A 24,024-nucleotide genomic window follows, 5' to 3' on the forward strand; every position below is an offset into this window, starting at 1 on the left:
CAGCAGGGTCTTTTCCGTTTTATTCTTTGATTTGCTTTTTTACGAGCATTTTTTGCCGTTACCGTTACCATTCACATTACCGGTTACTTCCCAGGTATTACCCGAATTCAGTAACTCGTCAACACAGGTAACTTTTCGGTTTTTCTGAACTTCTTTGATCTGAGCTTCCATCTCAACATCGTAAACCGGCGCGGGTACATCGCGAATTACACCAAGCGCAACCGGGTAATCCGGCAGTTTCATATTTATTAAAGCCATGTGCAATGTCGGATCTTCTTCCCGGGTATCGTGTACCAATATATCATCTTCGGTAATTCCGTTCTCACCGATTTTCACCACGCGTAATTTCCCGTTTTCAAATACCAGTCCTTTTTCATTTTCTTCACCAAATAACATGGACTTGCCGTGTTCAAGGATCAGCTGACGATCGGCACGGTGATTCGGATCGGTAATTGCCGAATGAATTCCGTTATTAAAAATGACGCAGTTTTGAAGCACTTCAACCACCGATGTTCCTTTGTGCTTCTCAGCATCCTGGAAGATCGATTGACTGAGCTTCAGGTTACCGTCGACTGAACGTGCAAAGAAAGTACCGCGTGCTCCAATTACCAGTTGCCCGGGCACAAAAGGATCTTCGACAGTTCCGAAAGGTGAAGTTTTACTCACAAAACCACGATCGGAAGTTGGTGAATACTGCCCTTTTGTTAAACCGTAAATGCGGTTATTGAAGAGTACCAGATTGATGTCGATGTTTCTTCTGATAAGGTGTATAAAATGGTTTCCACCGATTGCCATCGCGTCACCATCACCGGTCATCACCCAAACACTTAATTCGGGATTTGCGGCTTTCACTCCCGACGCGACAGCGGTTGCCCGTCCGTGGATGGTATGAAATCCGAATGTACTCATGTAATACGGAAAACGAGAAGAACATCCGATTCCGGAAATAACTGCAAACTTTTCGCGGGGTATTCCCATTCCGGCCATAGCGCGCTGCACAGCATTAATAATGGCAAAGTCGCCACACCCTGCGCACCAACGTACTTCGTTATTGCTTTTAAAATCTTTTATCGTGTATTGTAAATCTGTCATGTCTTAGTCCTCCAACAGTTTGTTCACTTTTTCTTTCAATTCGCTAACAGTAAATGGCAAACCTTTTAGCTTGTTGGCCTGATAATAAGTGTATTGAGGCAGCTGATCGCGCAAATAAGCCGCAAATTGTCCAAGATTCAGCTCACATACAATAATCTTTTTGAATTTGCTGAATACCTCTCCGGTATTCTTTGGAAGCGGTTTGATGTAATTAAAATGTGCCAGACTTACATCTTTTCCTTCCCGGCGCAGTTCACGTACCGCACTAATCAGGTGACCATATGTTCCACCCCATCCAACAACAAGAACTTCGCCTCCGTCATCATCTCCGCAAATTTCCAGATCGGGAACCAGGTCAACAACACGTTGAACTTTTTCTTCGCGAATATCGCTGTTTATCTGATGATTTTCCGGATCATGACTGACGGTTCCTGTAATGTTTTTCTCGAGCCCGCCAATGCGATGTTCAAATCCTTTCATTCCCGGGAATGCCCATTCGCGTGCCAGCGTTGCTTCATCACGACGATAAGCTTTAAATTCATCAACATCTTTTGCAATGCGCGGAGTTATGGATGGAAGTTCTGCCATAGCAGGAATTTTCCACGGTTCGCTACCGTTTCCAAGGAAACCATCGGTTAGTAAAATTACCGGTACCATGCGCTCCAATGCAATTTTCGATGCCATGTAAGCATAATAGAAACAATCGGAAGGAGTACCGGCGGCTAAAACAACGACCGGACTTTCACCGTTTCGTCCGTAAAGCGCCTGCATTAAATCCGACTGTTCGGTTTTGGTTGGCAAACCCGTTGACGGACCTCCGCGTTGGACATTCACAATAACCAGCGGCAGTTCGGCCATAACAGCCAAACCAATGGCTTCTGATTTTAAAGCCAATCCAGGACCTGATGTTGTGGTAATCGCCAGACTTCCTGCAAACGCGGCTCCAATTGCCGAGGTTATACCTGCAATTTCATCTTCGGCCTGAAAGGTTTTTACCCCCAGGTCTTTTCGTTGCGACAGTGCAGAAAGAATATCAGTTGCCGGAGTGATTGGGTAAGATCCCAGGAAAAGCTGCAATCCTGATTTTTCGGCGGCTGCCAAAAATCCCCACGCTGTTGCATGGTTTCCGTTAATATTGCGGTAAGTACCATTTTCAATTTCAGCAGGATTTACCAGATAACTTGGTGTCATGTGCTGCATGTTCATCCCGTAATTGTATCCGTCGTGCAACACTTTTACATTGGAATCAACTACTACGGGTTTCTTCCTGAATTTATTTTGGATAAACTCCTCGACGTATTCCAGCGGACGGCCAAACATCCAACACACCAATCCGAGTGCAAACATATTCTTACTCCGCAGCACACTCTTGTTATCGAGCCCAAACTCCTTTAAACCTTCCTGGGTGAGGCTAGATATAGGTACGGGAATTTTAAAGTAATCTTCGAGGTTTAATTCCTTAAAAGGATCTTCGGTTTCAAAATTGGCCTTCTTAAGGTTTTTTTCCGTGAATGAATCCGAATCGTATATAATTGTACCGCCCGGGCTCATAAAACGGGCATTGGCTTTAATGGCGGCCGGATTCATGGCAATTAATACGTGGGCGTTATCGCCGGGAGTATTAACCTGCTTATGGCCAAACTGTACCTGAAATCCCGAAACGCCACCTACAGTTCCCTGGGGTGCACGAATTTCAGACGGGTAATCAGGAAAAGTGGAGATGTCGTTTCCCAGTAGTGCCGTAGCATCTGAAAACAAAGTTCCGGTTAGCTGCATTCCATCTCCCGAATCACCGGAAAACCGAATGGTAACTTCTTCTAGTTCTATTACTTTAGTGTCTTTCATACGAATAAAATTGTTTTTTTATTGGCATCGTATAGAATTCGCATTTGTTTAAATTCCTCTGTATATCGTGTGAATTCCTTATAAATGCTCATTTCATCTGTAGAAAATTATCAATTCATATGTGCTTAATCCTGATCCAATTTATCTGAAGCAGGCTTTAATCTTGTTTTCCTATTTTTTTGTCGTTCTCTTCCTGTTTTTTCGATTGTCGGTCAAAATAATGAAATCATAAAAAAAACGACCCTAAAATTAATAATTCATAATTTCAGAACCGATTTCATTGATGGTTGATGCTTTCTTTACTCGCAAATGTAAGCATTATTTAACAAGTAAATTTATGACATCTATGATAGTTTTCGGGATTTCTTATTTTTGTATCCTATTTAAATTCAATACAGATAATGGCAATAATAAGAGCATTAAAAGGAAAGACACCAAAAATTGGAGAGGATTGTTTTTTGGCCGAGACAGCCACTTTGATTGGCGATGTTGAAATAGGAAATAATTGCAGCATTTGGTACAGCGCTGTGTTGCGCGGCGATGTGCATTATATAAAAATAGGGAATAATTCCAACGTTCAGGATAACGCTACCATCCACGCAACTTACCAGAAATCGCCCACAAACATCGGGAACAATGTTACCATTGCTCACGGTGCCATCATTCACGGATGCACACTGCACGACAATGTAATGATCGGGATGAATGCAGTGATTCTGGACAATGCTGTGGTTGAAAGCAATTCGATTGTTGCTGCGGGCTCCGTTGTAACAAAAGGCACCAGGGTGGAATCGGGAAGCGTTTATGCCGGAATACCGGCTAAAAAGGTGAAGGACATTAGTACCGAATTGTTGCATGGCGAAGTGGAACGCATTGCCAACGCCTATCACATGTATTCGAGCTGGTACAAAGAATAGTACCGGCGCTATCCGAAATTATATAAATAATGTCGTGCCAGACTATCGTTACCAAACGACATTAAAACCTGACATGACACGTTTATTACTTTATTCTGATCTTGTGTCCCTTCACACCATAATAAAAGATGTAAAGGAACCCGGGTATTACAATCCAATATGCATCCTGAGCGCCAACGGCATCTTTTAAAAAACCGTATAAAGTAGGAAACACCGCACCACCAACTATGGCAATAACCATAAGCGACGATCCGGTTTTGGTAAACCTACCCAGATCTGTCATAGCGAGCGGCCAAAGTGCCGGCCACATCAGTGAACATCCCAGCGCCATAAATACAATAAAGAATATTGAAATATTTTCAGGCATCAAAACCACCATAATAGAACCGAAGAAGGCAATGGATGAAACCACTTTTAAAGCCTGCGACTGACTCATGTATTTCGGAATAAATACAATTCCTCCCAGGTAACCCAGCACCATTCCTACCGGAGCAATCCAGGCATAAGCTTCCGGATTGGTTAATCCGATACTTTCGGCATAATCGATGAGCGTACCTAATGAAATGGTTTCAACACCCACATATATAAATAAGGCCAGCACGCCAAGGAGCAAGTGCGGAAACTGCCAGATGGAAGTTTTATCGACAGCATACGGGCATTCTGCTGAACTTTCATCGTCTTCGCCGGCAGCTTTTACCTCGGGAAGCGGAGCCAGCAACGCAAGAACTCCCAATAAAACGAATACTCCGATAATGATCACAAACGGAAGAAAAATATCAGAGAGCAAAACTTCATCAACACTTTTACTGATTACCAGCGAAAGGAAAAGCGGGGCAATCGGCCAGGCCAGTTTGTTTGCAATACCCATAAAACTCATCCTTTTGGCCGCACTTTCCATGGGACCCATAATTGTGATGTATGGATTTACCGAAGCCTGTAAAAAGGCGTTCCCTGCCCCACTGATGAACGATGCCACCAAGAACAAGGGCAAACTCTCCATTTTTGCCGATGGAATAAACAGATAAAACCCGATGGCAAACATTAAAAACGACAAGGCCATGGTTCGTTTGTAACCGATTTTTGAGATTACTAACGAAGCCGGATATCCAAAAATAAGAAATGCCGAAAAAGTAGCAGCCAGCACCAGGTACGACTCTCCTGAAGATATTTCCAGGGCATTGTTCAGCAGCGGAATCAAATAGCTGTTGATGCCCAGTGCAAAACCAATGGCAAAAAACATTATGCCAATAATAATTAGCGGTAATAAAAACCGTGTTCCGGTATTCGATGAATTTTCACTCATTTGATCAAGTTATTTTATTCAGTTTGTAAAGAACCAAAACCTCTGTTCATTTTGGATGTAATGATAAACACTTTTCTGGGTACAAAACATTAAGAAATGTACGGACGCGAATATAATTCTTTTAATTAATTTTCGCATCAATAATCAATCTTTTTAATTTTTTTAATATCTTTTTGGTGTTTTTCTTTTTCAGATGAATTAATTTTTATTTCTTCGCAAAAGCTTTAATATAGAATTAAGAAGCACCGCATACATCTGAAAATGCTAAGGATAACAGAGTGGATGATGTAAATTTGTTGGGAACAATAGAAAATATGTAACAAATGAAACCTACACTTCTAATTTTGGCAGCCGGAATGGGTAGCCGCTTTGGTGGATTAAAACAAATTGAACCTGTTGGCCCCAACGGCGAAGCCATAATTGACTATACTATTTACGATGCAATTCGCGCCGGATTCGGCAAAGTTGTATTTATAATTCGGGAAAGTTTTGCCGATGCGTTCCGCGAAAAATTTGATGCCAAACTAAAAGGTAAAATCGATGCGGAATATGTATACCAGGAACTGGATAACCTGCCTGAAGGTTTTGCTTTACCGAAAGGGCGAGAAAAACCCTGGGGAACGGCCCATGCTATTCTTGTGGCCAAAGATGCGGTTAAAGAACCTTTCTGCGCACTTAATGCTGACGATTTCTACGGAAAAGAAGCTTACCAGGTAATGGCCGATTTTCTGACCACATCAACCAACGAAATGGAATATTCGATGGTTGCCTACCACCTAAAAAACACACTTTCCGATTTTGGTTCGGTATCGCGCGGAGTTTGCTCAGTTAACGATAACAAAAACCTCCTCAAAATTGTGGAAACCACAAAAATCGTGAAGAAAAACGGCGGAGTTGTTTCCATCGAAGAAGATGGCAGTGAACAGACGCTTACCGGCAACGAGAATGTTTCGATGAACATGTGGGGATTTAAACCTTCGATATTTAGAACCCTGGAAAGCAAATTTGTCGATTTCCTGAAAACGGAAATGCTGAAGCCAAAATCGGAAATGTACATCCCGTCAGTGGTGTTTGAAATGATTGACGAGAAATTAGCCAATGTAAAAGTACTTGAAGCAGATTCGCCCTGGTTTGGAGTCACTTACAAAGAAGACAAACCACAGGTTGTAAATAAACTACGCAAACTTATCGACGCCGGGGAATACCCGGAGAAGCTGTGGAGTTAACGACACCTTTATATAAATCAACTTTACTTTAATTTACCAAATGAGTACACATTTAACTGAAATTGCATCCAATTTTAAACTGGAAGGGCAAGTAGAAGAGGTAGCGCCACTTGGCGAGGGTTTTATCAACGATACCTTTATAATTAATACCGTTGGAAACGGACCAAAGTACATACTGCAGCGCAAAAACAAGAACATTTTCTCTCCCATCCCGGATATGATGGAGAACATTCAGAAAGTGTGCCTACATATAAAAAAGAAGGTTGAAGCGACTGGTGGCGATCCCATGCGGGAAGCCATGACGATTATTCCTGCTAACGATGGTAAATTGTATTTTCTTGATGAAGAAGAGGAATATTGGGCAGTTTGTCTTTTTATAGAAGACACCATTGCTTACGAAGCGGCAGAAACGCCGGAACTGGCCTATTCCGGTGGAAAAGGAATTGGCAGGTTCCAGTCGCTGGTGGCTGACCTGAAAGAACCACTGGTGAATATTCTGCCCGGATTTCACGATATCCGATACCGCTTCAAACAGTGGGACGAAGTGCTGGCAAAAGATCCGGTAGGCCGCAAAGAAAGTGTTGTTGAAGAGATCTCATGGATCGAAAGCCGAAGAGAAGAAATGCTCGATTTCTGGAAACTGGTGGAAGACGGAACCATTCCAACCCGCATCAGTCATAACGACACCAAAATCAACAACATTCTTTTTGATAAAAAAGGTGATGTACTCTGTGTTATTGATCTGGATACCGTATTGAGCAGCACTGTATTGAACGATTTTGGCGATGCCATGCGCTTTTACACCAACACCGGTCTCGAAGACGACGAGAACCTGGAGAACGTTTCAATGGATCAGGAAATCTATAAAGCTTTTGCGAAAGGCTACCTCGAAGAAACAAGTTGGTTTTTAAGCGACACGGAAAAAGAATACCTGGCTTTTTCGGCCAAATACATCACTTATGAGCAGGTGCTCCGCTTTTTAATGGATTACATTGATGGCGACAATTACTACAAGGTTAAATCGCCGGAGCACAACCTGATACGTACCCGTGCCCAGTATAAACTACTGCAAAGCATGGAAGCTCAGTTCGAAGAAATGAACAAGATTGTTAAAGCATTAAGTTGATATTTTGAGGAATTAAATATTCGACGGGTGACTTGAATTGCAAACAAAGAGTTACCCGTTGATTTTTAAAGATGTTCGCTCCACAGTATTTTAAAGATGACCCAATCAATACGAAACAGTTTTGGCTTCAACAGGACGCCCCATAAAAAGTGAAGCTTTGCTGTTAAAATTTTCAGCCGACTCGGTGGTATCGAAAGTCACCTGCCCCGAGCGCGATAAACGTGACTCTATTTCGGGATGGCGCAGAAGATAATCCACCAGCTTTTCTGCTACAATGTGTCCCTGCTTTAAAATGTGAATCCCATCGGGCACATGTTTCCTGATTACCGTTTCCAGTAATGGATAATGGGTACATCCCAGAATTAGTGTATCGATGTGATTATCTTTGGCCAGGATATTCAAGATATTTTTACGCACAAAATAATCGGCTCCTTCCGTACCTATTTCATTGTTCTCGACAATAGGCACCCACATCGGGCAGGCTTCCTGAACCGTCGACTTTACTCTTCCTTCCGACCATTTTACCAACTCGATGGGGTACGATTCCGAAACTACCGTTCCCACAGTACCCAGTACGCCTACATGTCCGTTCTTAGTCATTTCCGATACCTTTTCTACACTTGGCCGGATAACACCCAAAACACGGTTATGGGGAGCCAGATTTGGAAGATCGAGCATTTGAATATTCCGTAAGGCTTTTGCTGAAGCCGTATTGCAGGCAATGATGATTAAAGGACAGCCCTGATCAAACAAGTACTTAACAGCCTGCAAGGTATAACGGTAAACCACATCAAAAGAACGGGTTCCGTAAGGTGTGCGTGCGTTATCGCCAAGGTAAAGAAAATCGTATTCCGGCAAAGTCTTTTCAAGCTCTTTTAGTATCGTAAGACCACCATAGCCCGAATCGAAAACACCAATTGGTGCGTAAGTTTTATCTGCCATATTATCGTTGAACTGCCAGTTCGTAGGATTCGTCGTAAAATTTACCCAGGTTCGACCAGTCGAAATGCAGAGAAGCTTCTTCACACTTGTAGCGCAGCGAAATCCTGTCGCGCCTCGACATCTGGACGAAATCGAACAGGATGTTGGCCAATTCTTCAGCTGCACGGTGGAAATTGCCGTCTTTCCGATCGATTATAAACATGCCCTTTTCTTCATGATCGGGCACATTGTTTTCCACATAATCTCCAAAACCGGCCAGGTTACTCGACACAGATGGCAAACCACTTGCCAGGCACTCCAGCGGTGTATATCCCCAGGGTTCGTACATACTTGGGAAAATACCAAGGTGGCAGCCACGCACAAATTGCGTGTAATCCATTTTAAACAATGGATTCGAAGTAGAAATAAAATCGGGGTGGTATACTATCTTAACCTTATCGTGCCGGTTATTCACCAGGTTTGCAGTTCGCAAAAAGTTAAGGATTTCATCTTTGGCATCATCAACCAGTGTGTGAGTGACAACCTTGGGCAAACTGTGGGTTTTCCAACTTTGAACGTTCCTTCTGAGTTTCAGTCGCAGGTAATCGTCGACCATCGCTCTCAGATCCGGAAATTCATAAGGGCCACCGGCCGTGGTGATGTTCGTATACAGGCGTTTCCCCAGTTGCTCCTTTATTTCATCCACAACGCGGTGGACATCTTCTATCATGGCTTTCGACTCGAGCACATCGGGATTGAAAGTGTAAAATGGACGTTTGGTGATAAAGAATGAAACAACCGTCATATCGGTACCGGCCTGCTGCATTTTCCAGTTCAGCCTTGCCAGTGCCTCAAGCGTGAGGTCGTAGCCCTTGTTTTGGTATTCGTAGCGCCCCGATGTAAAGAAATAAAGCGTTTTATCAAGATCGAAAGGATAGCTCTGGAAAAAATGCCCCATTACAAACTCATGTATCTGGTTCTTTACCTGCACATGCTGGTTCTGAATTTCGTGCAAAGCTTCAAAACGCTGAATATTTAATCCGTTTGGAAGAATCCGGTCGGGCGTACGGCCAAGCAGGTGTGTACATTCTTTGGCGGTAACTTCACTTACAGTAGTAAATACATGAGCACCATGTGCCGAAGCACGTTCAATCTCAGCGATGGCCCGCACATTAAAATTGGTGGCTTCCTGTTCCCAGTTGTAAAATGGCAGGTGGCTGTAAAAATCATGATCGTTCATAGCCAGGTAGCGGCCAAGCAAGGTTGCGTGGGTAGTAAATACCGTTTTAATATTCAGGTTCGACTTACGAATACCCGGTATCGGGATTCCGGCCATCCACTCGTGGAAATGCGCAATTACATTGCTTTCGCAATAGCCATTCAGGCATAAAAAATGAAAGAACTCTTTAACCTGGAAGCCAAAAGCAGACACTTTGTCGAGTAGGTCGTCGCCACCCGGAACCGAAATGTGGTAATCCTGGTAAAGCATGTGTTTTATTTCGTCGAGCTTATCGTATACCGAGTACGGATTAAATAGCACTACATTGGGTCGTCCAGAAACGATCCATTTTCCGTAATGCACGTCAAAGCCCCGCGATTGCATTTCGAGCACTGCCTTCCCGATTGGTGAGGAGTAGTCGGTTGCCGGATCGAAATGCGCAGCAGCCTGGTCCTCGAAATAAGGCCCCACAAGAAAATAATTATCGACCCCCCACTTTTCGATCACCGACGGTACTTTCGAGCGGATTACCGTGTAAATTCCGCCCACCTGGTTACATACCTCCCAGGCTATTTCGAATAATTTTGTGTTTCGTACGGTAGCTTGACTTATCCCCTCTCTTTTCTTTTCGGCAGTTCCCATATGTGTAGTATTTGAAAATTTAGTTGCCATTAAATATAACTTTTATCTGTAATCCCTCCAATAGCGCGCAATAAAAAAGCTACCTGCCGTAAAACAAGTAGCTTTGCTTTAATAATCGCTTTAATTTTTTAGGGGAAAAAGGATGCTTATGTTAAGCCGCTACCGCAACATGCGATACCCCGTCTGCTGGATATAAATAAAGCGGAACTATCTACAACAAAAAAGCCATCTGTCAACGGACAAATGGCTTTTAAATATTTTCTGCTTAAAAAAGTCTTATTCGATTCCAAGTTTTGTTTTTACCAGTGGAAGTACATCTAAACTCTGGTTCGATTTGTACAGAATTGTTCGGTTGTTCTGACCTGAGTCGAAAACGTAGATCAATCCTTTTTCTTTAGCTACTTCAGCAATTGCATTTTCGGCTTTTTCGAAAACCGGCATTAGCAGCTCGTTTTGTTTTTGATTGATCTGCTGTTGAGCAGTAACCTGGTAGTTTTGGATACGTTGTTGAATATCTTGTATCTCGGCAACTTTTGCGTTTCTTTTTATCTCCGATACTTCTTGTCCCATTTGCTCGAATTCAGCCAGTTTATCCTGGTAATCTTTCTGCATTTCACCCAAAATTTCTTCAAGATCGGCCTGGAACGCATTGAATTCCTGTTCAGCGGTAGCTCTTTCCGGCATTAACTGTACCAATGCCTGAAGATCTACGTGACCAAACTTTAAGGTTTGTGCATTAACAGTAGCGGCTGATACGGTGATCAACAATACTGCCAGTAGTTTCATCAAATTTCTCATAATTAACGTGGTCTTAATTTTTTGCATGCAAATATAGTATTATATCTCTATTTATAACCGAGTTTTTGTAAAACCTCATCGCTAAGGTCGTAACGCGGATTGGTGAAGAACAAAGTCGTACCTCCGGCCTTGTCGAAAATAACGGCATAGCTGCCATCGTTAGCAATTTCCTGCACCGCATTAAAAATATCGTCCTGAATAGGTTTTACCAGTCCCTGGCGCTTTTTGAACAAGTCGCCGCTGGGTCCGAAATACTTGCGCTGCAATTGTTTGTAGTCTTTTTCTTTCGAGATGATCACATCTTCGCGTTTGCGTTTCATATCTTCCGACAGCAATACACTTTCGGCCTGAAAATCTTTGTACATCTGTTCGATCTCGGCATGCATCGATTCCAGCTCTTTTTGGTATTGCGACGACAACTGATCCAATTGTTCCTGTGCCGCAGTAAAAGCAGGTATGTTATCCATAATGTATTCCGAATCGATAAAACCGTACTTCTGAGCTTTTGAAACCAAAGCCAGTGAGAAAACTACAACAAGCGTTAAAACTATCTTTTTCATGGCAAATTCTTTTTAAAGTTAAACTGATGTTCTTATATCATATTTTATGCCAAAACATTCATTCCAGGTTCTAGAACTGCTGACCGATCACGAAATGGAACTGGCTTCCCCAGTTGTCGCTCGATCTTCCGGGTATCGGGTCGAATCCGTATCCCCAGTCGATTCCCATCAAACCAAACATAGGCAAAAAGATACGTACACCCACACCGGCCGAACGGTGCAATTTAAACGGTGTATAGTTCTGAAATGTTATTCCGGTATTACCGGCCTCGAGAAAGGCTAGTGCATAAATCGTGGCACTTGGTTTCAAGGTAATCGGATAACGCATTTCCATGGTAAACTTGGTATACATATTCGAACTGTTATAATTCGGCGGAACCAAACTATAATCTTTGTAACCACGCAGGGCCACATAATCGGTACCGTACATGTTGTAACCCGACATTCCCGAACCTCCAACAATGTATCCTTCGAAAGGCGATTTCCGGTTTTTATCGTAATAGCCCAGGAATCCCGCTTCGAAAGCAGTTCGTAACACAAGGTTGGTATTTTTTGTTAAAGGATTAAACAATTGTCCCTTAAACAACCACTTGTGATATTCAATCCATTTGTACTTTTCGGCATTCGAAATATCGGGGCTCGAATAATCGACATTGTTAAACCACGAATATGGCGGAGTAAGTTTTAAAGATAGCGAAAAACTCGATCCGCTGCGCGAGTATAATGGATTATCCACTGAACTTCTTCCGATAACCGTTTTCAAGTTGAAGTTATTAGCCGTTCCGTTCACCTGTCCACTCTCATCGGCCAGGAACGAAAAATACCGGTACATGTTCTGTAGTTTATAATGCTCGAACGAAAGCTCGTGGTACACCGTAAAATAGTCATCGGGCCACGATAGGCGGTATCCGTAACCCAATGCCAGTGCTGTGGTTTCCCAGATCTCGTCCTCTGTATCATCTTCATTCTCCGATTCGTAATTGTAGCTATACTGAGGATAATAACTGCCGTAACCGCCATAACCGTAAGGATTATAACCACCTCCATAGCCACCGTAGCCTCCATACCCCGGATAACCACCGTAGCCATAGCTTGGATAACCACCGTAGCCGTAGCCGCTTCCATAACCCGATTGGTAATATTTGTTGGCGCTGTAATTCACTCTAGAATGCGACAGCGAGACCGAGAATGAATTCGGTTTTTTACCTCCGAGCCAGGGCTCCATAAACGACAAACTTATGGTGCGGTAATACCTTCCGCTGGTTTGGTAACGCAAACTCAGGGTTTGCCCGTCACCGGTTGGCAGCGGACGCCAGGCTTCTTTATTAAATATATTTCGTACCGAGAAGTTCGCAAATTTTAAACCTACTGAACCCACAAACATGCCGGCTCCCCAACCACCTGAAAGTTCAATCTGGTCGTTGGCTTTTTCCTGCAACTGGTATTCAATATCCACTGTACCGTCTTCGGGATGTGGCTGCACATCTGGATTAATGGCTTCGGGATCGAAGTGCCCCAACTGAGCCAGTTCCCTATACGAACGCATCAGTAAGGTTTTGCTGAACAGGTCGCCCGGATATGTTCTAAGTTCGCGGCGGGCAACATGCTCGTGTGTTTTCGTATTTCCAACAATACGCACTTCGTTAATGGTAGCTTGTTTACCTTCGTAAATACGCATTTCGTAATCGATGGTGTCGTTATCGATATTAACCTCCACCGGTTCAAGATTGAAGAACAGGTATCCTTTATCGAGGTAAACGTTGTTCAAACCTTCGTCGTTATCAAACAAACGCTTGTCGAGGATCTTCTGGTTAAATACGTCGCCCCGTTTGATGCCCAGTCGCATCGTAAGAAAATCGGCCGGATAAACCGTGTTACCCACCCATTTTATATCGCCAAAGTAGTATTTGTTTCCTTCTTCAACGTCGATATCAATATTTAGCCGGGTCTTTTGTTTGCGTCCTACCTGCACCTGTGTAATGCTGTCGTCAACAATCACCGCATCACGGTAACCCTTTTCGTTGTATTTATCGATCAGGTTGATCTTATCTTTGTCGTATTCTTCCTGAAGAAATTTTTTGGTTTTGAAAAAGTTGCGCAAGGCCTTTTCATTCGTCTTTTTCATCGCCCGTTCGAGTGTTACATCGCTTAGTGCTTCGTTGTTCTCAATTTCGATATTATTGACCTTAACTTTTTCTTTTTTGTCTACGTAGATATCGAGAATTACGCTGTTATTCTGCGTTGTATCGTCGCGCTGTACAATATTAACTTCGGTGTTCAGGAATCCTTTTCCATGGAAAATTCCCATGATTGTGCGCTCGGCACTGTTTATCTGATGATCGGTAACCTGGCTTCCCCGAAGCAGTAATACTTTTTCGGTAATATCGTCTTTTTCCGATTTCGAAACACCGTAGAAATTCACGTCGGCAAGACGAGGACGTTCCTGGAGATAGATATCCAACCACATTTGGTTGCCAGCCACTTTTGTTGCCGTTATTTTTACATCGGAAAACAAACCCTGCTGCCATAATTTCTTAATGGCCTGTGTTACCTTGTCGCCCGGCACCATAATCTCTTCGCCAACACGCAGCCCCGACAACTGGATCAAAACATTTTTATCGAGATAACGAATTCCTGAAACCTGGATGTCAGCAATGGTGTATTCCTGTGCACTCGAATAGTAAATAGAAAAATTGGTACTATCTACTTCCTGCGCCGTTAGCGAAGGCAACAAAGCAATGGATAGGATTAAAAAGGTTATTGTCGATTTTAAAAATTTACACATACATCTATCTCGTTAACTGTTCTCTGGTTTTTCCGAATCTTCTCTCTCTATTTTGGTAGTCAACAATAGCCTCAAAAAGGTCGTCTTTCCTGAAATCGGGCCACAACTTGGGCGTAAAATACAATTCAGAATAAGCGATCTGCCACAACAGGAAGTTACTAATGCGGTATTCGCCGCTGGTTCTTATCAGTAATTCCGGGTTGGGCATGTGCGAGGTCGATAAGTAGTTACTAAACAAATCGTAATCAATGGCTTCAACATTTGTTTTCCGGTCGGCCAAATCCTGTGCCAACTTTTTGGCAGCGTTCAGAATATCCCACTGTCCGCTATAACTCAAAGCGAGGTTCAGGTTCAGACCTGTATTTTCTTGTAAGCGGTTTCTGCAACTATTGAGTTTGTCGAGCACGTGTGACGGCATATGCTCCAAATCACCAATGGCGTCGAGTCGGACATTATTTTCCATGAGCGAATCGGTTTCCGCCTCAATGGCATGTACAAGCAGCTCCATTAAGGCCTGAACTTCCGACTTTGGACGGTCCCAGTTCTCGGTAGAAAAAGCATAAAGCGTAAGGTGCTCCACTCCAATCTCGCCGGCGCCTTCAACAACCGAACGCACGGAATCGACACCATGTTCGTGCCCAACAACCCTGACTTTGCCATGTCGCTCAGCCCAACGGCCGTTACCATCCATGATGATGGCCACATGCTTTGGTACTTTATTATTATCTATTCTGTCTCTGAACGACTCCATTCTATTCTTTACTTTGGTAAGCCGGACACGCCTTTTTGCCTATATAAATTTTATAAGTGACATGAACTCCAAGATAACCCACCCAATCGTTGTTGTGAAATTGTGTCGTATAATTAACGGTTTCACCCATATCATTCACAAATGCCAACGGATCATCCAGGTCATCCAGCTTATCACTCATGTGTTTTCTCATTTGGTATTCAACACCTACTCCAAGTCGTTGTCCAATGGCCCACTTGGCACCAATCCCGAACGGAAATGTCGGAACCACCAACGATTCTTCCCTGTCGTCGACTACGAGGTCGCCGCCTGCCGTGTACGTCAGTTCCGGATGATCGGGGTTAAACGTCCAAATATCTTCGGGTCGGAAATTGTAGGTATAATACGATACTCCCAGCCCGAAAGTAACATATGGGCTAAACTTCATTTTTTTCGATCCAAGAATGTATTTCAGGTAGTTTATTTCCGCCTGAACAGTCAGATCCTGCACACCTTTATCAAAAGCCCATTCTGCATTTTCCACGAAACCTTCACGCGAAACATTGCCGGTTAAAAACATGGCACGCATACCCACACGGGCATTGAAATTGTACCTGAAATAAGCTCCGAAATTTAAATTGAATTTTTCAAACGGAGTGTTCTTGTCCATATCGCCCCAGGAGGTAGCTGTTCCGCCCCAGATTCCGATATCTGCTGTTTTTTGTGCATGCCCTGATATGGTTATCAAAACTATTGCAAACACCAATGCTAGTCTTTTCATACTGGTATTCAAATTCGTTTCTTTAACAATGGTTTTGGACATGTTATTTTTATCATTCTTTCGTGTTTGTTATTCCGGCTGTTTTCAGGCGATTTCCTAGACTTGATTTTTGTACTTATTTTTTCATAAAATCTGCTTCGGACCGGCTTTTAAAACACCTCTATAACCAACTGAATATCAGCAAACTTAATCATCGAAAAACGACACTCCTTTTGCTTGTAAAAGCTACAAAAGTAATATAATTCTAAAAATAACATAACCTGTCGCTATTATAAAACACAAACAAAGATTAAAAATTGTTAAGTAGGCCCGGAAAATCAGTTCCTGCGGTCGATTCCCCACATTAGTTTGTTACGCAGGGTATAGAAAAACGGCTGCTCGGGCAGTTGCAATGTCTTGAGTTTAAACTGTGCTTTTTTAACGCTTATAACCGTCGAAAATTCAACAGACACCGATCTCGAATCGAGTGAAGTAAGGTAGTTGGATCCGCGGCCTTCTACTTTTAAAGTTATCGTGCAATTATCGGGAACTACCATCGGGCGGACTGTCAGGGTATGCGGTGCCAGAGGTGTAATTATGATATTTTCGGAATTGGGCGTCAGTATTGGTCCACCAACACTTAGCGAGTACGCTGTAGAGCCTGTAGGAGTGGCAATAATCAAACCATCGGCCCAGTAATTGTTCAAAAATTCACCATCGATATAGGCAGCAACATTTAACATCGATGAGTTGTCGGTTTTAAGCACCGTCATTTCATTCAACACATAATTGAAATCGAGATTCTCGCGATCAGAAAACTCAACTTCAAGCATCGAGCGTTCAACGATCTTGTAGTTTTTATTGAATATATTAAACAGCGCATCATTAATCTGCTCGGCTGAAATATCGGCCAGGAAACCAAGTCGGCCACCGTTCACTCCAATTACCGGAACCGAGAAACTGCGTATCTGCAACACCGATTGCAGAAAGGTACCATCTCCACCAACACTAAAAATGTAATTATTTTCGCGATCGAAATCGGTATGCGAGTGAAAGAATGAAGTATAGTAAGTCTTCGCGTTCAGTGTTTCCGTAATGTAATTGTAAAAAGGTTTGTACAACTGCACCTCAACTTCGTGCGATTTGAGAAATCCAAAGAACTCCTCAAGTACTGGAAGAAAATCGTCGGAAACTTCGGTGCCAAAAACTGCTACCTTCATGAATGCTTGTTTATAAATTCATAAATTTCATGAACTGGTCGTATCGGTCTTTATAAAGATCATTCAGCATCGACTCGTCCCGATATATGGCTTTAACGTTGTAATTGTAGCGCATAAGCGCCTGAACAACTCCCGAAAGTTCTTCGGTATTCAATTTCAAGATCAGGTCGATGGTACTTATCCCGGGTTTGCGATCGATAAAAAAGCTGAGGATTTTTACATCGTTGCTTTCAATGATCTGGCTGATCTGCGAAACTGAATAATCGTTAACATTGGTTTCTATCACCAGCACACCTCCCATTTCCTGCAACGAAAACAGGTTGGCAAATCTTCGGGCCAGGTCGTAAAGTGTAATGGAGCCAACGTAATAATGATCATCGTCGAGCACAGGCAACACACTTATTTTTAGCTTGTACATGACTATGGCCAGTTCAAAAATATGCTGCTTAACGTGAGCATGCGTAGTGTTCAGTTTGTCGAGTTCATTCGCAATCGGCTCATCAACCAGGTTCAGGTCATATATTAATTTATCGGAAACAAGTCCGAGGTATTTCGAATCTTCCACCACGGGAATATGCGACACACGGTACACATCCATGTGGCTCAATGCCTTTCGTCCTTTTTCATCGCTCCTGACCGAAGGAATGGCGTCTGATATGAGACTTTCTGCTAACAAAACTTTTCCTTTATTCGTTACTCGTTAAAACCTAAAATTGTAACTTCGTTCTTCAAAATTAATATAAAATGACCAGGCTTAGTGTAAATATAAATAAAATTGCAACACTGCGAAACTCGCGCGGTGGGCACGTACCCAGCGTAAAAACGGCCACGATAAAATGTCAGGAATTTGGTGCACAGGGCATTACTGTACATCCCCGCCCCGATGAACGCCACATTACGAGAAAGGATGTATACGAGATCAAACCATTGATTACCACCGAATTTAATATTGAAGGTTATCCGGGTGAGGATTTTTTGAGAATGGTGACCGAAGTTCAGCCCGACCAGGTAACACTTGTACCCGATTCGGAAACACAGCTAACCAGCGATCACGGCTGGAATACCTGGGAACATCTTGGTTTTCTGAAAGACGTAATTCTGCGTTTAAAGCAAAGCGGCATCCGCACCTCTATTTTTGTCGATCCGGATGAACGCATGGTGGAAGGAGCTGCTGAGATTAAAACCGATCGGATTGAATTGTACACCGAACCGTACGCGACGCTCTACCCCATCGATAGGAATAAGGCCATTGAACCGTTTGTGCGTGCAGCAAAGCTGGCCGACAGTCTGGGTATCGATATAAACGCCGGTCACGATTTAAGCCTCGAGAACCTGAATTTTATGTACCACAAAATTCCGAACCTGAAAGAAGTCTCTATTGGCCATGCCTTAATTGCCGATGCGCTCTATCTGGGACTTGAAATTACCATCCAAAAATACCTGGAGTGTTTGAAATAAAGATTGTTACGCAAAACCTGGAATTCGGGATAAACAGCTAATTATTATGGAACTTTTTTACAGAAAAGAAGGCAGCGGATCGCCGTTGGTTGTGGTTCATGGTTTGTATGGTTCTTCGGATAACTGGATGAATATCGGTAAACGACTGGCCGAAAAACACACGGTTTACATGATCGATCTGCGGAACCATGGCCGGTCGCCTTTTGCCAATTCACATACTTTCGACGATATGCGCGATGATCTCCTGGAATTTTTTGAGCAACACAAGATTGAAAAAGCGACATTACTGGGGCACAGTATGGGCGGTAAAGCAGCCATGTGGTTTGCTGCCGATTTTCCTGAAAAAATTGAAAAACTGGTGATTGCCGATATTGCTCCAAAAGACTACCTGCAATTAAAAGAAAACAGCCAGTACTATCTGCACCAAAACATTTTACTGGCCATGCAGGAAATCGATTTTTCATTGGTCAAGAAACGTAGCGATGTTGACGATTTTATGGCCGAGAAGATCGATGATGAGCGGATACGTCAGTTTTTACTGAAAAACGTCGAGAAGAATAAAAAAACAAAACAGTATCAGTGGCGGGTAAATCCCGAGGTGTTGTACGATCACCTGGACGAGATTGTGAGTGGAGTAAACAAAAACTGGCTCGACGATCGTATCCCAATCAGTGCTTACCCGGTTATTTTTATTCGCGGACTGCAGTCGAAATATATTCAGGATGAAGACAAAGAACTGATCAAAGAAATTTATCCCGATGCCACCGTCGTCGACATCCCTGAAGCCGGCCACTGGCTACATGCCGAAAAACCAAAAGAGTTTATGAAAGCGGTGATGTTATGTTGTTAAAATTCAGAGCTGAATGTTGCCAGTTTTAAGGTTTAGTTGCTGATTTCCTACCTGTTATATTTTGAGGTGAGTTCTTTCAGAAATTTTTTCTGCCCCTGCTTAAGTTGTTTCCATTGAAATCGCCACTCCCAGTTCCCTTCTGAAGTTCCCGGGGTGTTCATGCGGCTTTTGGTATCCAGTTCCAATATATCCTGCATAGGAACAACGGCAATGTTGGCTACCGAAGCAAAAGCCATTTCCACCAATTTCCGAAGCTGATCTTCAATAGGCCTGTCCACATATTTTCGAAGCATCGCTTTTTCATCCGGTTTTGCCGACTTTAACCAGCCAAGAGTTGTGTCATTGTCATGCGTACCGGTGTACACCACGAAATTCTTCTCGTAATTGTGTGGCAGGTCTTTGTTGGCTGCATCGGTAGAAAATGCAAATTGCAGCACTTTCATTCCCGGTAAATCGTAATCATCGCGCATTTTATCCACCTCCGAGGTAATCGTTCCCAGGTCTTCGGCAATAAACGGAAGATCGCCAAGGTGATCCTTTAGAATTTGCAGCAGAGCGTGACCATGAGCAGGCAACCACAATCCGTTCATAGCTGTGGCTTCCTTTGCCGGAATTGACCAGAAAGATTCAAGACCGCGGAAATGATCGATACGAACACAATTATACATGCGCAGGTTAAAATGAAGTCGTGCCACCCACCAGTCATAATCGCGCTTGCGAAGTCGCTCCCAGTCAAAAACAGGATTGCCCCAAAGCTGACCGGTTGCTGAAAAATAATCAGGGGGAACACCACCTACTTCGATCGGTTTTAACTGGTCATCGAGTTTAAAGATATCGGTATTGGCCCACACATCAGCGCTGTCGCCACTAACGTACAACGGAACGTCGCCAACAATATCAACACTATTTTGGTTGGCATAAGCTTTTAAACGATGCCACTGCCTGAAAAACACAAACTGCAGGTACTTCTGGAATTCAATCTCATCGGACAGTTCATCCCTTAAAATATCCATCGCATCAGCTTTCCTGAATTTCACCGGCTCTTCCCATTTCCCCCACTCCAGTCCTTCGAAATGGTTTCGGGCCGCCATAAACATGGCATAATCGTTCAGCCACCAAGCGTGTTCATCCAGGAACTTCCAGTATTCATCCTGGAAACGATGAACAGCATGAACGCGAAAAATCCTGAATGATTTCTGCAAAACGGAGTATTTCCAATCCGCCACTTTTTCGAATTTCACTTTCCTTTTCTGAAATACCGGCCGATCGTTTATTGCCGCTTCTTCCAGCAGTCCGTCTTCAATTAACAGCTCGGTATCGATCATTAAAGGATTACCTGCAAAAGCAGAATAACACTGATACGGCGAATTACCGGCACCAGCAGGTCCCAGCGGCAAAATCTGCCAAAGCTTTTGACCGGTATCATGCAGAAAATCGACAAAATTGAAGGATTCTTTCCCTAAAGTACCTATACCGTCGCTTCCCGGCAATGAAGTTATGTGAAGCAGTATTCCGCTTTTTCGCTTTTCCATTCTATTAAAGTTGCCTGTTGTTTATTTTGAAGTGTGGAATTCCTCTGTGCTTTAGTAATCTACTTGTCATTTTATTTTCCGATCGTTTGTTTCATGTTTAAACTCCTGTCGGAATATTTCCAGATGATCGGCTGTTTCCCGCACGATACGTTGAACCGCTAATCCGTGTTGCAGATCAGCTATATTCGACTGCTGGTCATCGTTGGTAAAAAACAGATAATGCGCATGAACCATCGAACGCAGCCACCCGGGAGACACATGTCCTGAAGGGAAACTAGTTACGGGCTTATAATGACTGCCGACCACCTGTTTTACCCACTGATCGGTTCCCTCGAGGTAATATTCAAAGAAATCGGGATGCTGTGACGAATAACGTAAAGCACCTTTTTCGGCATACAATTCGAAATGTACCAGATCGCCCGATCCGGAGCTGATACGACTGGCGGCTATATTCCCGACAGCACCCGTGTTGGGATCGTACATACTGAGCGAGCTAAACAAGTCCGATCCAGCAGGAACATCCTGAAAATCGCCTGCCTGCAGCGCTGAGGTAATTTGTAGTTCTTCGCCTAAAAAAGCCATTAGCAAACTTATCCCGTGCGTGCCCAAGTCGGCCATCGCGCCACCATCCGGAGCCGGAGTTAATCGTGTTACCCGTTTTTCGCGGTAAGTTTTCTGCAAATAATCGCCATGGTAGTATTTCAAATCAAAATGAATAGGTTTTCCTATTTTCCCCGATTTCCAGAACTTGAGTGCTTGGCGTACAGATGATGTTTGCAAATACTGAAAACCCACCTGCACCTTTACGTTGTCTCCCGCTTCCAGCAGTAAAACCTTCATTTTTTGCTCTTCTTCCTGTGACGAACAAACCGGTTTCTCGAGGTAAATGTATTTAACCGACGGCATTTTAAGTGCCATTTCAAAATGTTCGAAATGCACTTTGTTAGGACCAAGTATAAATACCGCCTCTATTTCTTTATTTGACGCAAATTCATTTAACGATTGCGCCTTTTTAAAACCATATTTTTTGGTAAAAGATTCGCGGCTTTCTTTGCGCGCCGATGTCACCGACTCAAGAATGATTTCCGGGATATCGCTATAATAAAACTTCAGGGCTTCAATCGCGTACGCATGTGCCCGGGCTATTCCTCCTGCTCCTATAAAACCAACTTTAATTTTTGCCATAATCGTGATATGAAATGCACGTCAAATTTACTGTTTTGAATGAAATTGCTTAGATTTAACAATACAATTTAAAACTTAAACCGGTTCAATTAACCATGCATAAAATTATTAATGCAATAAATTCCAGGACATTTGGACTGCTTGTATTAGTATTCCTGGCATCGTGTGGGATAAAAGATTCGAAATGGAAGGGACAGCCGCCGTTAAAAAAGGTGGATACAAGTACCCGCCCAATTCAATTTCAACTAAAAAAAACTTATGAGCCCGGTTTAGGTGTTTATTTATCGAACGAATTTGCCGGTGCACGACTGAACGGTGCAGCACTTACCGGACCTGATGAAGTGAGCGTGCTGATTACCCCCGAAAATACGCCCATTAACAGCAGCCCTTGGTACGCTTTTAAAGTTTGGTCAGATAAGCCACAAAACATTCACTTAAAAATTACCTACACCGCGGGGTATTCACATCGATATTATCCTAAATTAAGTTATGACAGAAAAAACTGGCTGCCTGTTGATTCCGCTTCCTGTCATCTCGATCCTGCAGCAAACAATAAGAAGGAAAGTCCAAAATTCTGCATCATCGATCTTCCGGTGAATAAGGATACTGTTTGGATAGCAGCGCAGGAACTCATTGTCTCTTCTGATATCAATCGCTGGGCCGAAAACCTGGCGGACAGCTCCTTTATTCAACTTTCCGAAATTGGCCAAAGCCGCGAAGGACGCCCGATAAAAATGCTGGAAATCGATAATCCGGAGAGTAATAAATTAGTCATGGTTCTGTCGAGGCAACATCCACCCGAAGTTACCGGATGGCTGGCTATGAAAGCCTTTGTTGAACGTATTTGCGAGAATGATTCTCTGGCCAAAGCATTCCGGAATGAATACTGTACCTATGTTGTGCCCTGTATGAACCCTGATGGTGTTGACAACGGGCACTGGCGACACAGCTCTGCCGGGATCGATTTGAACCGCGACTGGGAAGCTTTTAATCAACCTGAGACACAAGCTGTACGAAAATTTATGCAGGGTAAAATACTGAGAAAGAATACATTTTACCTGGCCATTGATTTCCATTCCACTATTGAGGACATTTACTATACCATTGCGCCACAGTTAAAAGGCAACATGCCCGGCCTTGTTCCGCAGATCATTAAGGCAATGGCTGAAGATCTACCAGGTTACGATCCGAATATACGACCCAACGAAAAAGATGCGTTGCACATTAATTCCACTGTTTCAATATTTCATTCGTTTCATGCCGAAGCCTTCACCTATGAAGTTGGTGATAATACTCCGCGCGACCTGATTCAAAAGAAGGGCGAACTGACCGCTGAAAATACGATGCAACTTATGCTCAACCGGTGATTCGAAGATTTATTGGGCAATATTATAGAACTGCTTTATTGTTCGTTTTATGAATCTAACGGCAGCTACTTAGTACAAACAATCTCGTATTTGATATTCTCCAAATCTTTAAAAAATACGGCGTAGTAAGTCTCGCTGTATTCGGGATATAACTTTGGCGGAGTAACAATTACAGCCCCGATTTCTAACAGTTGCTGATAAGCATGATCAACCTCATCGCGCGATTCGGCTTTAAAAGCGAGATGATGCAATGAACCTGGTTTTCGGCGATGCACCTCATCGTTTTTAAATGCTTCGCGCGGAGAATTGATGGCAAAGGCCAAAACTTCATGCGAATATTCTACGACATGAAAATCATGTTCAGGAATAGACGCTTTTACTTTTCGTTTGATGTCAAAACCAAGAATTGGAAGAAAAGCATCGTAGAATTTCTCAGCAACATCAAGGTTTTTAACCGTTATCTGAATGTGGTCGATTATCGGCTGCAT

Annotated in this window: 21 protein-coding genes; 6 read left to right on the forward strand and 15 right to left on the reverse strand. The window is 43.1% G+C overall.

The annotated features are described in order from the left end of the window. Positions 1 to 39: 39 nt before the first annotated feature. Positions 40 to 1,092, reverse strand: a complete 1,053-nt coding sequence (locus WFY05_RS10480; protein WP_340112788.1) for a 2-oxoacid:ferredoxin oxidoreductase subunit beta — start codon at positions 1,090 to 1,092, stop codon at positions 40 to 42. Between the two features lie 3 nt (positions 1,093 to 1,095). Next, entirely contained in the window at positions 1,096 to 2,937 is a 1,842-nt protein-coding gene (locus WFY05_RS10485) for a 2-oxoacid:acceptor oxidoreductase subunit alpha (RefSeq protein WP_340112789.1), read from the reverse strand. 401 nt (positions 2,938 to 3,338) lie between these two features. Here WFY05_RS10485 and WFY05_RS10490 point away from each other — a divergent pair, with 401 nt between their 5' ends. Next, positions 3,339 to 3,854, forward strand: a complete 516-nt coding sequence (locus WFY05_RS10490) for a gamma carbonic anhydrase family protein (protein WP_340112790.1) — start codon at positions 3,339 to 3,341, stop codon at positions 3,852 to 3,854. Positions 3,855 to 3,939: 85 nt separating this feature from the next. On the opposite strand, the gene gluP is transcribed toward WFY05_RS10490, so the two are convergent. Then, complete coding sequence (gene gluP / locus WFY05_RS10495) at positions 3,940 to 5,157, reverse strand: glucose/galactose MFS transporter (protein WP_340112791.1); 1,218 nt, start codon at positions 5,155 to 5,157, stop codon at positions 3,940 to 3,942. A 323-nt stretch (positions 5,158 to 5,480) separates the two neighbouring features. Here gluP and WFY05_RS10500 point away from each other — a divergent pair, with 323 nt between their 5' ends. Together WFY05_RS10500 and WFY05_RS10505 are read left to right on the forward strand one after the other, a co-directional pair. Then, positions 5,481 to 6,383 carry a nucleotidyltransferase family protein gene (locus WFY05_RS10500; protein WP_340112792.1) on the forward strand — a complete coding sequence of 301 codons (903 nt, stop codon included), beginning with the start codon at positions 5,481 to 5,483 and terminating at the stop codon, positions 6,381 to 6,383. A 40-nt stretch (positions 6,384 to 6,423) separates the two neighbouring features. Then, a complete protein-coding gene (locus WFY05_RS10505; RefSeq protein WP_340112793.1) occupies positions 6,424 to 7,509 on the forward strand; it encodes a phosphotransferase enzyme family protein in 1,086 nt (361 codons plus the stop codon). A gap of 105 nt (positions 7,510 to 7,614) precedes the next feature. Here the strand turns inward: WFY05_RS10505 and murI are convergent, their stop codons facing one another. From murI to WFY05_RS10550, 9 genes are all read right to left on the reverse strand, one after another. Then, entirely contained in the window at positions 7,615 to 8,451 is an 837-nt protein-coding gene (gene murI, locus WFY05_RS10510; RefSeq protein ID WP_340112794.1) for a glutamate racemase, read from the reverse strand. A 1-nt stretch (position 8,452) separates the two neighbouring features. Beyond that, complete coding sequence (locus WFY05_RS10515) at positions 8,453 to 10,321, reverse strand: glycosyltransferase (RefSeq protein WP_340112795.1); 1,869 nt, start codon at positions 10,319 to 10,321, stop codon at positions 8,453 to 8,455. Between the two features lie 246 nt (positions 10,322 to 10,567). Beyond that, on the reverse strand, positions 10,568 to 11,077 hold the full coding sequence (locus tag WFY05_RS10520) for an OmpH/Skp family outer membrane protein (protein ID WP_340112796.1): 510 nt from the start codon (positions 11,075 to 11,077) through the stop codon (positions 10,568 to 10,570). Positions 11,078 to 11,136: 59 nt separating this feature from the next. Beyond that, positions 11,137 to 11,649 carry an OmpH/Skp family outer membrane protein gene (locus WFY05_RS10525; protein ID WP_340112797.1) on the reverse strand — a complete coding sequence of 171 codons (513 nt, stop codon included), beginning with the start codon at positions 11,647 to 11,649 and terminating at the stop codon, positions 11,137 to 11,139. A 70-nt stretch (positions 11,650 to 11,719) separates the two neighbouring features. Continuing rightward, positions 11,720 to 14,434, reverse strand: coding sequence for an outer membrane protein assembly factor BamA (bamA, locus tag WFY05_RS10530; RefSeq protein WP_340112798.1), 2,715 nt, complete (start codon positions 14,432 to 14,434; stop codon positions 11,720 to 11,722). 4 nt (positions 14,435 to 14,438) lie between these two features. Continuing rightward, the gene (gene uppS / locus WFY05_RS10535; RefSeq protein WP_340112799.1) at positions 14,439 to 15,185 is read right to left on the reverse strand and encodes an undecaprenyl pyrophosphate synthase; all 747 of its coding nucleotides are present in this window, start codon (positions 15,183 to 15,185) and stop codon (positions 14,439 to 14,441) included. A 1-nt stretch (position 15,186) separates the two neighbouring features. Beyond that, entirely contained in the window at positions 15,187 to 15,945 is a 759-nt protein-coding gene (locus tag WFY05_RS10540) for a DUF6089 family protein (RefSeq protein WP_340112800.1), read from the reverse strand. A 317-nt stretch (positions 15,946 to 16,262) separates the two neighbouring features. Further along, on the reverse strand, positions 16,263 to 17,144 hold the full coding sequence (locus WFY05_RS10545) for an NAD kinase (RefSeq protein WP_340112801.1): 882 nt from the start codon (positions 17,142 to 17,144) through the stop codon (positions 16,263 to 16,265). Between the two features lie 10 nt (positions 17,145 to 17,154). Continuing rightward, positions 17,155 to 17,820 (reverse strand): CBS domain-containing protein, encoded by a 666-nt coding sequence (locus tag WFY05_RS10550; RefSeq protein ID WP_340112803.1) that lies wholly within the window; start codon positions 17,818 to 17,820, stop codon positions 17,155 to 17,157. 68 nt (positions 17,821 to 17,888) lie between these two features. Here WFY05_RS10550 and WFY05_RS10555 point away from each other — a divergent pair, with 68 nt between their 5' ends. After that, on the forward strand, positions 17,889 to 18,602 hold the full coding sequence (locus tag WFY05_RS10555; RefSeq protein ID WP_340112804.1) for a pyridoxine 5'-phosphate synthase: 714 nt from the start codon (positions 17,889 to 17,891) through the stop codon (positions 18,600 to 18,602). 46 nt (positions 18,603 to 18,648) lie between these two features. Continuing rightward, positions 18,649 to 19,452, forward strand: coding sequence for an alpha/beta fold hydrolase (locus tag WFY05_RS10560; RefSeq protein ID WP_340112805.1), 804 nt, complete (start codon positions 18,649 to 18,651; stop codon positions 19,450 to 19,452). Between the two features lie 47 nt (positions 19,453 to 19,499). On the opposite strand, the gene malQ is transcribed toward WFY05_RS10560, so the two are convergent. Next, positions 19,500 to 20,984, reverse strand: coding sequence for a 4-alpha-glucanotransferase (gene malQ, locus WFY05_RS10565; RefSeq protein ID WP_340112807.1), 1,485 nt, complete (start codon positions 20,982 to 20,984; stop codon positions 19,500 to 19,502). Between the two features lie 66 nt (positions 20,985 to 21,050). Further along, the gene (locus WFY05_RS10570) at positions 21,051 to 22,169 is read right to left on the reverse strand and encodes a Gfo/Idh/MocA family protein (protein WP_340112808.1); all 1,119 of its coding nucleotides are present in this window, start codon (positions 22,167 to 22,169) and stop codon (positions 21,051 to 21,053) included. A 95-nt stretch (positions 22,170 to 22,264) separates the two neighbouring features. On the opposite strand from WFY05_RS10570, the gene WFY05_RS10575 reads away from it, so the two are divergent. Next, a complete protein-coding gene (locus tag WFY05_RS10575) occupies positions 22,265 to 23,536 on the forward strand; it encodes a M14 family metallopeptidase (protein ID WP_340112809.1) in 1,272 nt (423 codons plus the stop codon). Positions 23,537 to 23,601: 65 nt separating this feature from the next. Here the strand turns inward: WFY05_RS10575 and WFY05_RS10580 are convergent, their stop codons facing one another. After that, on the reverse strand, positions 23,602 to 24,024 hold the full coding sequence (locus tag WFY05_RS10580; protein ID WP_340112810.1) for a VOC family protein: 423 nt from the start codon (positions 24,022 to 24,024) through the stop codon (positions 23,602 to 23,604).

Source organism: Maribellus mangrovi, assembly GCF_037646455.1.
GTDB classification, from domain to species: Bacteria; Bacteroidota; Bacteroidia; order Bacteroidales; family Prolixibacteraceae; genus Draconibacterium; species Draconibacterium mangrovi_A.